The following is a 13,408-nucleotide window of genomic DNA, read 5'->3' as shown; positions in this document are numbered from 1 at the left end:
TTAATTGGATCTGACGGAGGATGACAGTTTCTGTCACTCGCCGTTGCGGGTTGTGCAAATGTGCAGCCACAACATCAGGAGGGCCGGTCTGACCGGTTGAACAGATGGAATTTGATATTGTCTCCCTGTCGCGATTGCAGTTTGCAATCACGGCACTTTATCACTTCCTTTTTGTACCCCTGACTTTGGGCTTGTCGGTACTTCTGGCAGTCATGGAAACCGTCTATGTCATGACAGGACGGTTGATCTGGCGGCAGATGACAAAGTTCTGGGGAACCTTGTTTGGTATTAATTTTGTTATGGGTGTCGCCACCGGCATCGTGATGGAATTCCAGTTCGGCATGAACTGGAGCTATTACAGCCACTATGTCGGCGATATTTTTGGCGCTCCGCTTGCCATTGAAGGCTTGATGGCCTTCTTCCTGGAAGCGACCTTTGTTGGTTTGTTCTTTTTCGGCTGGGATCGCCTGTCCAAGGTTGGTCATCTGATCACCACCTATGCCGTGGCAGCTGGTTCCAATTTCTCTGCCCTCTGGATCCTGATTGCCAATGGCTGGATGCAGAATCCGGTCGGCGCTGTCTTCAATCCGCAGACCATGCGTATGGAAATCAATGACTTTTTTGCCGTTCTTACCAATCCGGTGGCACAGGCAAAATTCGTCCATACGGTTTCGGCCGGCTATGTGACGGCAGCCGTGTTCGTGCTTGGCATATCCGCCTGGTACCTGCTGAAGGGTCGCTCGGTGGAACTGGCCAAGCGCTCCATGACGGTGGCAGCCTCCTTCGGTCTGGCAGCCGCACTTTCCGTTGTCGTGCTGGGTGACGAAAGCGGATATCTCACCAGCGAACACCAGCGCATGAAACTTGCCGCCATTGAGGCCATGTGGGAGACGGAACCGGCACCGGCTGCCTTTACCGTGTTCGGCTTCCCTGACCAGGAAGCACGCGAAACCCATTATGCCGTGAAGATTCCATGGGTTATGGGACTTATCGGAACCCGTTCCCTGACAACCCCGATCCCCGGCATTGATCAGCTGGTGGAAAATGCCGAAAACCATATCCGCAATGGTATCGTGGCCTATGATGCGCTGCAGAAAATCCGCGCGGCCGGCGACATCAATGCCGTGCCGCAGGATGTCAAGGATGTCTTTGCAGACAACAGCCAATGGCTTGGCTATGCGCTGCTGCTGCGCCGCTATGTCGATGACCCGCGTACGGCCACGGAAGAGCAGATCAACAAGGCTGCCAATGACACGGTTCCCGGTGTATGGGAACTGTTCTGGTCGTTCCGCATCATGGTCGGCATCGGCTTTTTCCTGATCCTGCTGACCGGCTCGTTCTTCGTGCTGTCGGCGCGCCGTGCGCTTGACAAATATCCGCTCATGCTGCGCATTGCGGTTTTTGCCATTCCATTGCCGTGGATTGCCGCTGAAATGGGCTGGTTCGTTGCCGAATTCGGCCGTCAGCCGTGGATCATCGAAGGCGTCCTGCCAACTGCAATGGCTGTCTCCAATCTTGGCGCCTCGACGGTGCTGCTCACCCTGCTTGGCTTTGTGGCGATCTACACCATCCTGTTCATCATCGAGATGGGACTGATGCTGCGCGCCATCAAGGCAGGACCGGAACCTGACAGCAAGCCAGAGGCAGAACTTGCCCCTGCCAGCATTGCACCTGCGGAGTAAGAACCATGATACTCAGCGATTTGTTGGACTATGAAACCTTGCGCCTGATCTGGTGGGTGCTGCTTGGTGTTCTTCTGATCGGCTTTGCCGCCACGGATGGTTTTGACCTCGGCGTCGGTATTCTCCTGCCTTTCGTCGGCAAGGACGATGTGGAACGCCGCATCGTGCTCAATACGATCGGCCCGGTCTGGGAAGGCAATCAGGTCTGGCTCATTCTTGGTGGCGGTGCGATCTTTGCAGCCTGGCCGCCGCTTTATGCCGTTTCCTTCTCCGGCTTTTATCTGGCGATGTTTGTCATCCTGTTCGCGCTGATCCTGCGGCCGGTCGGCTTCAACTATCGCTCGAAAAAGCAAAGCCAGAGCTGGCGCAATGGCTGGGATATTGCCCTTTTCATCGGCGGTTTTGTGCCGGCGCTGATTTTCGGGGTTGCGGTTGGCAATGTACTGCAGGGTGTGCCGTTCCACTTCAATGATGACCTGCAGATCTTCTATGACGGCACATTCCTTGGCCTGCTCAATCCGTTTGCGCTGTTGTGTGGTCTTCTGTCGGTTGCCATGCTTGCCATGCATGGTGCGGCATGGATTGCGCTCAAGACAGAAGGCGATGTGGCCGCCCGTGCACGCCGCCTTGGCGGCTGGGCAGCACTGTTGACGGCCGCGCTCTATTGTCTTGCCGGCGTAATCAGCTGGCTGTGGCTGTCGGGCTATCGCATCACCAGCGCAATCGTGACGGATGGGCCGTCCAATCCGTTGCGCAAGACGGTGGAACTTGATGCGGGCGCATGGTTTGCCAATTATGCCAGCCATCCGGTTCTACTGATTGCTCCGGTACTTGGCATTCTGGGCGCTCTGGCAGTCTTCGTCACCTTGCGCAGCGGACGCGAACTCGCACCGCTTCTGTTCGGCAAGCTGTCGATCTTCGGCATCATCTCTTCGGTCGGCGTGTCGATGTTCCCGTTCATCCTGCCCTCGTCGAATGATCTGAGGTCAAGCCTGACAGTGTGGGATTCCTCCTCCAGTCACATGACGCTGTTCATCATGCTGGTGGTAACGGTCATCTTTCTGCCAATCGTGCTTGCCTATACAGGCTGGGTCTACAAGGTACTTTCGGGCAAGGTCAAAAAGGCCATGATCGAAGACGAAAGCAACCACACCTATTGATTGGCCAAACGAAAGGACGAATGATATGTGGTATTTCGCCTGGCTTCTTGGCCTGCCACTGGCAGCAGCTTTCGCAGTGCTCAACGCCATGTGGTATGAGCTGATGGACGACAAGTCGAAAAAACGCGTTGTCGCGGATCCGACGGCCGAACTGGCGCGCCAGGGCGTGCGCCATCATTAAGCCGACTTGAGCAATGAAAAACGCCGTGCGTTCGATCAGCGCACGGCGTTTCTGCATGGTCTTGCCGAAACTTATTGCTGGCGCTGTTCCGTCACGGGAATGGTCAGTTCGGCAACAAAATCATAAGCATCGCCGCGATAAAGCGAACAGGTATATTCTGCCACATGCCCGCTTGCGAGATAGGAAAGCCGTTCAATGGCAAGCCCGGCATCGCCTTCGCGCACGCCGAGCAATTCCGCATCCTCCTTTTTGAGATTGCAGGCAGAAATGCGCTGCACGGCCCTGACCGGACGGAAACCCGTACGGCCCAGTTCCTCATAAAGCGAGGTCTTGACCGCATCGGGATCAGGCAGGATTTCGCTGGAAAGGCTTGCGCGTTCAATGGCCATCGGCACCTGATTGGCCATGCGCAGGCGGCCAAGCCGTGCCACCTTGACATGCGAGGCAACGCCAAGCTTGATCATTTCCTCTGGCGAGGGGAAGAACAGGCCGCGCTCCAGCCAGATCGACCGGGTTTCAAACCCGCGTCGCGCCATGTCCTCGGTGAAGGAGGTGAGCATGGAGAGCGATTGTTGTACGCGCTCGCCGGGATTGGCGACAAAGGTTCCGGAACCCTGCCGGCGCACCAGAAGGCCCGCCTTGACCAGCTCGTCCACCGCCTTGCGCACCGTCACACGGCTGATATTGGCGCTTTCGGCAATTTCGCGTTCCGGCGGCAGCGCCTCGCCATCGGCGAGATGACCGGCGCGGATCGCCGCTTCAAGCGCATTGCGCAATTGTACATAAAGAGGCCCCGCGCCGGATGCTGACGCATTGCCAAGCAGGTTTCTGGGCAGAATGGCGCTAAGGTTTTTGCTCATTGGCTGTCGCTCTCGGTGACTGTGCATAGCGCTTGATCGCCAGCTGCAAGGCGCCGGTCAGCGCATCGGCAAGCGGGGCAACCAGCAGGCGCTGCTGATGCTCCGGCAACCATTTGACATAAAGCGGCGCCATGCCGCCAAGCAGGCTGATGCGGTCAACACCCTGCCGGATGAGATGGTCCAGTGTTTCACTGACATGGGCGGCCGACTGTTGCAGCAGACGGACGGCAACAGGATCGCCCTGATCGGCATATTGAAAAATGCGCGGTGCATATTTGCCAAAGTCGCCGGGTTTTGCGGTCCAGGCAAAGTCAACCAGATTGTCAGGCCTGTTGCCAAATTCGGCCAGTGTTTCGCGGGTCAAGGGGCTGCCCGGACGAATGTTGTCATGAACCAGCAGGCATTCCTGCAAAAGGCTTTGGCCAAGCCGTGCGCCACTGCCAAGATCGCTTAATGGAAAGCCCCAGCCGCCAACCGAATGAACATGACCGTTCTGGCGCACGATATAGGAAGTGCCGGTGCCAAGAATGGCCACCGCGCCATCCTGATCCCCAAGCGCCCCCTGCAGCGCGATCAGCCCGTCAAATTCCACATCGCCATGGGCAAAGGGCAGGCCAGCCTCGATCGGCGCGCCGGCACCTTCGACATTGCCGCCGGCAAGGCCAAGCACGGCATGGCAGCGGCCATGACAGGAGGCATCAAGCCCCGCCGCTTTCAGAGCGACATCAATTGCCTTCATGACATTGGCAAGAGCCGTCTTCGTGTCGGTCACGATATTGGCCGAACCCGCCGTGCCATGCCCCAACACCTCGCCCCTTGCATTTGCCACAACTGCGCGGCAGCCAGTGCCGCCACCATCCACGCCGATAAAATAGTCTGTCATGATTACCTCTGACTAGACGATACCAAATAAATACCAATATCCCAACAATTTTGTTTAAGTTGAACAAAATTACATAATATATTGATATTACAGTAAATTGGGGTGTGGATTGTGTTTTCAACAAAGCTTTTAAAAACATGTCTGGACAATTGGTATGTTTTTGGCATTATCATTGGTCAGGTGGAATTGCCCCTGACGTTGGCCTTTGCCGCAGGGTGCCGGGTCATGTTGGCATCGGTTGCGCAATGTGATGGCGAGCGCGGTTGCGGTCGGATAAAAAACGTAGGAAACTTCTATCCTTGCAAAAAATGATGATGCTCATGAGCTGAGCGTTGAATATGGGAGATGCTCAATGGTTAAGAACACGCTGAAGCTGGCTCTGCTTGGCTCGACGCTGTTGGCTTCAGGCGCGGGAGCGCTCGCTGCTGACGAAGTCACGCTGACGGTTGAAAGCTGGCGCAATGACGATCTGCAGATCTGGCAGGAAAAGATCATTCCGGCTTTTGAGGCCAAGAATCCGGGAATCAAGATCGTCTTCGCGCCAAGCGCTCCGACCGAATATAATGCGGCGCTGAACGCCAAGCTGGATGCAGGTTCTGCCGGCGACCTGATCTCCTGCCGTCCTTTCGACACCTCGCTTGAATTGTTCAACAAGGGCAAGCTTGCCGATCTCACCGATCTGGAAGGCATGAAGAACTTCTCTGATGTCGCAAAGTCTGCCTGGACGACCGACGACGGATCGAAGACTTTCTGCGTGCCGATGGCCTCGGTCATTCACGGCTTCATCTACAACAAGGATGCCTTTGACCAGCTTGGCCTGAAGGTGCCGACCACGGAAGCCGAATTCTTTGAGGTACTGGAAAAGATCAAGGCTGACGGCAACTATATCCCGCTTGCCATGGGCACCAAGGATATGTGGGAAGCCGCAACCATGGGCTACCAGAATATCGGGCCGACCTACTGGAAGGGTGAGGAAGGCCGCAAGGCGCTGATCGAAGGCAAGCAGAAGCTGACCGATCCGCAGTGGGTTGAGCCGTTTGAAGTGCTTGCCAAGTGGAAGCCATATCTGGGCGACGGCTTTGAAGCACAGACCTATCCGGACAGTCAGAACCTGTTCACGCTGGGGCGTGCGGCGATCTATCCGGCTGGTTCGTGGGAAATCGGCCTGTTCAATACCCAGGCCCAGTTCAAGATGGGCGCCTTCCCGCCGCCGGTCAAGAATGCAGGCGACACCTGCTATATCTCCGACCACAACGATATCGGCCTTGGCCTCAACGCCAACAGCAAGAATGCCGAAGCAGCCAAGACATTCCTGAACTGGGTGGCTTCGCCGGAATTTGCCGAAATCTATGCCAATGCGCTGCCGGGCTTCTTCAGCCTCAATTCCACCGCGGTGCATATGACCGATCCGCTGGCACAGGAATTCGTTTCCTGGCGTGAAAAGTGCAAGCCGACGATCCGCTCGACCTATCAGATCCTGTCGCGCGGCACGCCAAACCTGGAAAACGAAACCTGGGTTGAATCGGCCAATGTCATCAATGGCACTGTAACGCCGGAAGAAGCTGCCAAGAAGCTTCAGGCCGGTCTTGACAGCTGGTACAAGCCAGCAAAGTAAAAGATTGAAAACGGGCAGCGCCTTCAGATGCGCTGCCCGTTTTCGTTCCACAGTCAGGCCACGTGAAGTCTGGCCGACTTAAAACACATTGCCCATCCGGCACCGGCAGGGGCATGCATAAACGGGAATTTTCAGCATTTCTCCTGATGTCACCCAAATGAGAGATGCTCTGAGCAAAAGCGTATCATTGATGAGCCAGTCCGCCGACTTGTCCGAACCTGTCGCCAAACGCCCAAGGCGCTGGCACATTGCCGTTTTTCTTCTGCCCTGTGTGTTGGTCTATACGGCGGTGATGATCCTGCCGCTGATTGAAACGCTGCGGCAGGCCTTCTTCAATGTCGTTGATGGGCAGAAAGTCTTTGTCGGCCTTGACAATTTCAAGATGCTGTTTGGCGACCCAAACTGGTCACGTGATTTTTGGAATGCCTTGAAAAACAATGTGATATTCTTTGCAATTCACATGTTGGTTCAAAATCCGGTTGGCATTCTTCTGGCCGCCATGCTGTCCCTGCCGCGCCTTCGTCTCGCTGCCTTTTACCGCACGGCCATTTTCCTGCCGACGCTGCTTTCCTTCGTGATTGTCGGCTTCATCTGGAAGCTGATCCTGTCGCCGATCTGGGGTGTGGCACCATGGCTGATGGATCTTGTTGGCCTCAAATGGGCTTTTGCGCCGTGGCTTGGCAAGGCAGATACGGCCTTGGTGACGGTGTCGCTGGTTTCAGTTTGGCAATATGTCGGCATTCCGATGATGCTGATCTATGCCGCCCTCTTGAACATTCCGGAAGAAATCATTGAAGCGGCCGAATGCGATGGCATTACCGGCTGGAGCCAGTTCTGGAAGATCAAGCTGCCGCTCATTCTGCCGGCGATCGGCCTGATTTCTGTGATGACCTTCGTTTCCAATTTCAACGCCTTCGACCTCATCTATTCGATGCAGGGTGCGCTTGCAGGCCCGGACAAGTCGACCGACATTCTCGGCACCTTCCTTTACCGCACCTTCTTCGGCTTCCAGCTCCAGCTTGGCAATCCGTCGATGGGGGCAACGATTGCTGCGGTGATGTTCCTCATCATTCTGGCTGGCGTTTCGCTTTATCTGTTCGCCATTCAGCGGCGCATGCGGCGCTATCAGTTCTAAAGGGGTGAGATCATGTCCAAGGCACGTACATCGCCCATTCGCTCCACGCTGGTTCATGCCGCGTTGATCTTCTACATGCTGGTTGCCGTCTTTCCGGTGGCACTGACACTGATCAATTCGTTCAAGGACCGCAATGCGATTTTCCGCACCCCCTTGCGCCTGCCTTCGCCTGAAACCTTCAGCCTGATCGGCTATGAGACGGTGCTGAAGCAGGGCTCTTTCCTGACCTATTTCCAGAACAGCACCATCGTCACCGTCACCAGCATTTTCTTCGTCATCCTGTTTGGCGCCATGGCGGCCTTTGCGCTGTCGGAATATCGCTTCAGGGGCAATACGCTGATGGGGCTTTATCTGGCAATCGGCATCATGATCCCGATCCGCCTTGGCACGGTGGCACTGTTGCAGGGCATGGTGGCGGTTGGCCTCGTCAATACGCTGACTGCGCTCATCCTCGTCTATACGGCGCAGGGCCTGCCGCTTGCGATCTTCATATTGTCCGAATTCATGCGCACGGTTTCGGATGACCTGAAAAATGCCGGGCGCATTGATGGCATGTCCGAATATGCCATTTTCTTCAAACTGGTGCTGCCGCTTATCCGCCCCGCCATGGCGACGGTTGCGGTCTTCACCATGATCCCGATCTGGAATGACCTGTGGTTTCCGCTGATCCTCGCGCCAAGCGAGGCAACCAAGACTATCACGCTTGGTTCGCAGCTGTTCATTGGTCAGTTCGTCACCAACTGGAATGCGGTTCTGTCAGCCCTGTCGCTGGCCATGTTCCCAGTCCTTGTCCTTTATGTTCTCTTCTCGCGGCAATTGATCCGCGGCATTACAGCCGGAGCGGTAAAATAAATGAGTTCAGTTACCCAAAACCCTATTCGCGTTCTTTCGGCGGGTCTTGGCAATATGGGGCGCAGCCATGCGCTGGCCTATCATCGCAATCCGGGCTTCGAAATTGTTGGTCTGGTCAATCGCACCAAGGTTGATGTTCCGGATGAGCTGAAGGGCTACACGATCCACCCATCCTTTCATGAGTCGCTCAAGGAACTGAAGCCCGATCTTGCCTGCATTGCGACCTATTCGGAAAGCCACGCCGAATATGCCATTGCTGCCATGGAGCAGGGCGCGCATGTCTTTGTCGAAAAGCCGTTGGCAACCACGGTGGAAGACGCAAAACGCGTGATCGACTGTGCCCGCGCCAATGGGCGCAAGCTGGTGGTCGGCTATATCCTGCGCCATCACCCGTCATGGATGCGGCTGATTGAAGAAGCGCGCAAGCTCGGCGGCCCCTATGTCTTCCGCATGAACCTGAACCAGCAGTCGAGCGGCCAGACCTGGGAGACGCACAAGAACCTGATGAACACGACATCGCCAATCGTTGATTGCGGCGTGCATTATGTCGATGTCATGTGCCAGATCACCGATGCAAAACCCGTGGAAGTGCGCGGCATGGGCCTGCGGCTTTCGGATGAGATCAAGCCGGACATGTACAATTACGGCCATCTGCAGGTATTGTTCGATGACGGCTCGGTCGGCTGGTATGAAGCCGGCTGGGGGCCGATGATGTCGGAAACCGCCTTCTTCGTGAAAGATGTGATTTCGCCCAATGGCTGCGTGTCGATCGTGATGAACGAGGCCACGACCAAGTCAGACGATGTGGATGCGCATACCAAGACCTCGACCATCCGCATCCATCGTGCAGAATGCGGCGCCGATGGCAAGTTTCTTGCGCCGGATGTCGATTTGTCCATGGCAGACGAGCCGGGCCATCAGGAACTGTGCGAACGCGAACAGGCCTATATGCTGAAGGCGATCCGCGAGGATCTGGATCTCGGCCGTCACATGGATGATGCGCTGCAGTCGCTGCGCATCTGCCTTGCCGCAGATGAGAGTGTACGCACCGGCCTTGCTGTCAAGCTTTAAGGGAGAATTCAGTGGGATCGCTGCAATTAAAATCCATTCATAAGAGCTACGGCCCACAAACCGTTCTCACCGACATCAATCTTGAAGTGTGCGATGGCGAGTTCATCATCTTTGTTGGCCCGTCCGGTTGCGGAAAATCAACCTTGCTGCGTTCGATTGCCGGCCTTGAGGATGTCACCTCCGGACAGGTGCTGATCAATGGCAAGGATGTCACGCTCACGCCGCCCTCCAAGCGCGGCATCGCCATGGTGTTCCAGTCCTATGCGCTTTATCCGCATCTGACGGTGAAGGACAATATGGGCCTTGGCCTGAAACAGGCCGGCACGCCCAGGGACGAGATCGAAAGGCGCGTGGCCAAGGCCTCGGCCATGCTGTCGCTGGATCCTTATCTCAAACGCCGCCCGGCGGAAATGTCTGGCGGTCAGCGCCAGCGCGTAGCCATTGGCCGCGCGCTCGTGCGCGACCCGGAACTGTTCCTGTTCGACGAGCCGCTGTCCAATCTGGATGCTGCCTTGCGCGTCCAGACTCGGCTTGAAATCGCCAAGCTGCACCGTGAGCTGAAGGCCACCATGATCTATGTCACCCATGATCAGGTGGAAGCAATGACGCTTGCTGACCGTATCGTGGTGCTGAATGCTGGCCGCATTGAACAGATAGGCTCTCCGATGGAGCTTTATAACAGGCCGGACAATTTGTTCGTGGCAGGCTTTATCGGCTCGCCGCAGATGAATTTCATCGAGGCTGAGCGCATTGGTGAGGCGGGCGCAAAGACCATCGGCGTGCGACCGGAGCACATTTCCGTTTCCCGTGATAGCGGTACATGGAAGGGCAAGGTCATCCATGCCGAACATCTGGGTGCCGACACCATCCTTTATGTCGAAACGGAAGCGGCTGGCCTCATCACCGTGCGGCTGTTTGGTGAGCAACATTATGATGAGGACGATGTCATCTTCATTACGCCGGATGCCGCCAAGATTCATCGTTTTGACCAGGATGGCAAGGCCATCCGCTAAGGCAGAGGCCTGATCATCTCAGGCATTGCACAAGGCTCAAAGGGAGCAATGCCGGCTTGCAGCATCATTCTTCCCGCGCCTGTCTTCGCGCAGTCCCGGAATGGCTGGAGCCGGGTTTTCCGTCCGGAACAATGTAACACCATGCGCGAGCAATTCAGATTTCACAAAAATACTGAATTGCTCCGGCGCGGTCTGTTTGTGAACGGGATGAAACGGGCAGGCGCATTTCCGGGAGCACATGGCTTCTGCCAATTCAATATGCACAGGCTTTTTGTCCATTCATTGCGCAATCATCCCGTTGCCATCACTTAAGTACCAATCGGTACGCCTTTTCAAGGCAAAAATCAGAAATAATATTGCGTTATTGCCTCTTGAAATGATTGCCTTAAAAGCATTGAAAATCAGTGGTATAAACTTGTTTCCTGATGCAGCCTTGACATTTTATTGCGCTATGATCGAACTTTTATGAATAAAGTGTCCTGCAAAGGGTTAAGAATATTCTTGCTTTATTTGGAAAGCCGTACCACCCTATGGTGAAGTGAACCGGAGGAGGAAAACCGGCTTCACGTTGTACGGGGAACGAAAGGGCGACCACAGTGCATGGCCGTAACCGGCAATTGGTGCCGGCACGGTTTGCATTTCACCCGTGCGACTGAAGTGCCGGTTTTGCGAGTCCCATTGCGAGGGGTCCCCGCATGAGCGACAAGGTTGAACTTTCCCTGCATGTTCCGGAACCGGAATGGCGGCCGGGTGATGTGCCGGATTTCTCCCATGTAAAAATTCCGCGTGCTGGCACTGTCCGGCGCCCGAAGATCGATGAAAAGCCGGAAGACATGCGCGATCTGGCTTTCACCATCATTCGCGTGCTCAACCGCGAAGGCGAGGCGGTGGGGCCGTGGGCGGGCACGCTCAGCGATGATGAGCTGAAGGAAGGGCTGCGCCACATGATGATCCTGCGTGCCTATGATGCGCGCATGATGATGGCGCAGCGTCAGGGCAAGACATCCTTCTACATGCAACATCTGGGCGAGGAGGCGGTAAGCTGTGCCTTCCGCAAGGCGCTTCGCAAGGGCGACATGAATTTTCCTACCTATCGTCAGGCGGGATTGCTCATTGCCGACGGCTATCCGCTGGTCATGATGATGAATCAGGTCTTTTCCAACGAGAAAGACCCGGTCAAGGGGCGCCAGCTGCCGGTCATGTATACCGCGCGGGATTACGGCTTTTTCTCCATTTCCGGCAATCTTGCCACGCAATATACACAGGCCGTTGGCTGGGCGATGGCCTCGGCAATCAGCCATGACACGAAAATTGCCGCGGCATGGATCGGCGATGGCTCGACGGCGGAAAGCGATTTTCATGCCGCTCTCGTCTTTGCCTCGACCTACAAGGCGCCGGTGGTGATGAATATCGTCAACAATCAATGGGCGATTTCCACCTTTCAGGGCATAGCGCGAGGCGGCTCCGGCACCTTTGCCGCGCGCGGTCATGGCTTTGGCATTCCGGCCCTGCGTGTTGATGGCAATGATTATCTGGCTGTCCATGCCGTGGCCAAATGGGCGGTCGAGCGGGCAAGGCGCAATCTGGGGCCAACGATTGTTGAATATGTCACCTATCGCGCCGGCGGACATTCGACCTCGGATGATCCGGCCGCCTATCGCCCCAAGACAGAAAGCGACGCCTGGCCTTTGGGCGACCCGATCCTCAGGCTCAAGAACCATCTGATCAAGCGCGGTGTCTGGTCAGAGGAACGCCACAAACAGGCCGAAGCCGAAGTGATGGACATGGTGGTTGCCGCGCAGCGCGAGGCCGAAGCCATCGGCACGCTGCATGACGGACGCAAGCCATCCATGCGCGACATGTTTGAGGATGTCTATGCGGAAACACCGCCGCATCTCATCCGCCAGCGACAGGAGGCGGGGTTCTGAGCCATGACCAAGATGACCATGATCGAGGCCATCCAGAATGCGCATGACATTGCCATGGAGCGCGATGAGCGGGTGGTGGTGTTTGGTGAGGATGTCGGCTATTTCGGCGGCGTTTTCCGTTGCACGGCCGGCCTGCAGAAAAAATATGGCAAGCATCGTTGCTTTGACACGCCAATTAGCGAGCTTGGCATTGTTGGCACGGCAATCGGAATGGCGGCCTATGGCCTGCGTCCCTGCATCGAGATCCAGTTTGCCGACTATGTCTATCCGGCCTATGACCAGATCGTGTCGCAAGCTGCCCGCCTGCGTTATCGTTCGGCGGGCGAATTTACCTGTCCGATCGTGATCCGCATGCCGTCCGGCGGCGGCATTTATGGTGGCCAGACCCACAGCCAGAGCCCGGAGGCCTTGTTCACCCATGTATCGGGCCTGAAGACCATCATTCCCTCCACCCCGGCGGACGCAAAGGGGCTGCTTCTGGCTGCCATTGAAGACCCGGATCCGGTGATCATTTTCGAGCCGAAGCGGCTTTATAACGGGCCGTTTGACGGCCATTACGACAAGCCGGTCGTCTCCTGGAAAAAGCATGAGCTGGGTGAAGTGCCGGACGGTTATTACACTGTGCCGCTTGGCAAGGCCGCCATTCGCCGCGAGGGCAATGATGTGACCGTGCTGGCCTATGGCACCATGGTTCATGTCGCGCTGGCGGCAGCCGAGGAAACCGGCGTTGATGCCGAAGTGATCGATCTGCGTTCGCTTGTGCCGCTTGATACCGACACCATCATGGCCTCGGTCAGAAAGACCGGACGCTGCGTGATCGTGCATGAGGCAACTTTTACCAGCGGTTTTGGCGCAGAGCTTGCCGCACAGGTGCAGCGCGATTGCTTCTATCACCTCGAAGCGCCGATCATCCGTGTGACAGGCTGGGACACGCCTTATCCGCATGCGCAGGAATGGGCCTATTTTCCCGGCCCCGACCGGGTCGGGCGTGCACTCACATCCATCATGGAAGCCTGAGGGAGGGGAAG

General features: G+C 56.3%; 13 protein-coding genes. 11 read left to right on the top strand and 2 right to left on the bottom strand.

Annotation, left to right across the window (positions count from 1 at the left end; genetic code table 11):
* Positions 1-104 precede the first annotated feature (104 nt).
* From ACFO1V_RS04985 to cydX, 3 genes are read left to right on the top strand one after another with little or no spacing between them, the layout of a single operon-like run.
* Entirely contained in the window at positions 105-1,682 is a 1,578-nt protein-coding gene (locus ACFO1V_RS04985; protein WP_374831300.1) for a cytochrome ubiquinol oxidase subunit I, read from the top strand.
* Between the two features lie 5 nt (positions 1,683-1,687).
* Positions 1,688-2,842: a cytochrome d ubiquinol oxidase subunit II gene (gene cydB / locus ACFO1V_RS04980; RefSeq protein ID WP_374831302.1), complete on the top strand. Its 1,155-nt coding sequence runs from the start codon at positions 1,688-1,690 to the stop codon at positions 2,840-2,842.
* 25 nt (positions 2,843-2,867) lie between these two features.
* Positions 2,868-3,023: a cytochrome bd-I oxidase subunit CydX gene (cydX, locus tag ACFO1V_RS04975; RefSeq protein ID WP_374831303.1), complete on the top strand. Its 156-nt coding sequence runs from the start codon at positions 2,868-2,870 to the stop codon at positions 3,021-3,023.
* A gap of 71 nt (positions 3,024-3,094) precedes the next feature.
* On the opposite strand, the gene ACFO1V_RS04970 is transcribed toward cydX, so the two are convergent.
* Both ACFO1V_RS04970 and ACFO1V_RS04965 read right to left on the bottom strand, forming a co-directional pair.
* On the bottom strand, positions 3,095-3,883 hold the full coding sequence (locus ACFO1V_RS04970; protein WP_374831305.1) for a GntR family transcriptional regulator: 789 nt from the start codon (positions 3,881-3,883) through the stop codon (positions 3,095-3,097).
* On the bottom strand, positions 3,867-4,766 hold the full coding sequence (locus tag ACFO1V_RS04965) for a glucosamine kinase nucleotide-binding domain-containing protein (RefSeq protein ID WP_374831307.1): 900 nt from the start codon (positions 4,764-4,766) through the stop codon (positions 3,867-3,869). Before ACFO1V_RS04965 ends, ACFO1V_RS04970 begins: the two co-directional genes overlap by 17 nt.
* 352 nt (positions 4,767-5,118) lie before the next feature.
* Here ACFO1V_RS04965 and ACFO1V_RS04960 point away from each other — a divergent pair, with 352 nt between their 5' ends.
* The 8 genes from ACFO1V_RS04960 (at position 5,119) to ACFO1V_RS04925 (ending at position 13,397) form a co-directional block, all read left to right on the top strand.
* Positions 5,119-6,381, top strand: a complete 1,263-nt coding sequence (locus tag ACFO1V_RS04960) for an ABC transporter substrate-binding protein (RefSeq protein WP_374831309.1) — start codon at positions 5,119-5,121, stop codon at positions 6,379-6,381.
* A 190-nt stretch (positions 6,382-6,571) separates the two neighbouring features.
* Positions 6,572-7,516, top strand: a complete 945-nt coding sequence (locus ACFO1V_RS04955) for a carbohydrate ABC transporter permease (RefSeq protein WP_374831311.1) — start codon at positions 6,572-6,574, stop codon at positions 7,514-7,516.
* 12 nt (positions 7,517-7,528) lie between these two features.
* Entirely contained in the window at positions 7,529-8,368 is an 840-nt protein-coding gene (locus ACFO1V_RS04950; RefSeq protein WP_374831313.1) for a carbohydrate ABC transporter permease, read from the top strand.
* A complete protein-coding gene (locus ACFO1V_RS04945) occupies positions 8,369-9,439 on the top strand; it encodes a Gfo/Idh/MocA family protein (protein ID WP_374831315.1) in 1,071 nt (356 codons plus the stop codon).
* An 11-nt stretch (positions 9,440-9,450) separates the two neighbouring features.
* On the top strand, positions 9,451-10,452 hold the full coding sequence (locus ACFO1V_RS04940) for an ABC transporter ATP-binding protein (RefSeq protein ID WP_374831317.1): 1,002 nt from the start codon (positions 9,451-9,453) through the stop codon (positions 10,450-10,452).
* Positions 10,453-10,690: 238 nt separating this feature from the next.
* Positions 10,691-10,921 carry a hypothetical protein gene (locus ACFO1V_RS04935; protein WP_374831319.1) on the top strand — a complete coding sequence of 77 codons (231 nt, stop codon included), beginning with the start codon at positions 10,691-10,693 and terminating at the stop codon, positions 10,919-10,921.
* A gap of 226 nt (positions 10,922-11,147) precedes the next feature.
* Positions 11,148-12,380 (top strand): 3-methyl-2-oxobutanoate dehydrogenase (2-methylpropanoyl-transferring) subunit alpha, encoded by a 1,233-nt coding sequence (locus ACFO1V_RS04930; RefSeq protein WP_374831321.1) that lies wholly within the window; start codon positions 11,148-11,150, stop codon positions 12,378-12,380.
* A gap of 3 nt (positions 12,381-12,383) precedes the next feature.
* Positions 12,384-13,397, top strand: a complete 1,014-nt coding sequence (locus ACFO1V_RS04925) for an alpha-ketoacid dehydrogenase subunit beta (RefSeq protein WP_374831323.1) — start codon at positions 12,384-12,386, stop codon at positions 13,395-13,397.
* Positions 13,398-13,408 lie beyond the last annotated feature (11 nt).

This window comes from Daeguia caeni, assembly GCF_042653845.1.
Taxonomy (GTDB): domain Bacteria; phylum Pseudomonadota; class Alphaproteobacteria; order Rhizobiales; family Rhizobiaceae; genus Brucella; species Brucella caeni.
Note: the sequence above shows the minus strand (reverse complement) of the source record. Positions and strands in the feature narration are given on the sequence as shown.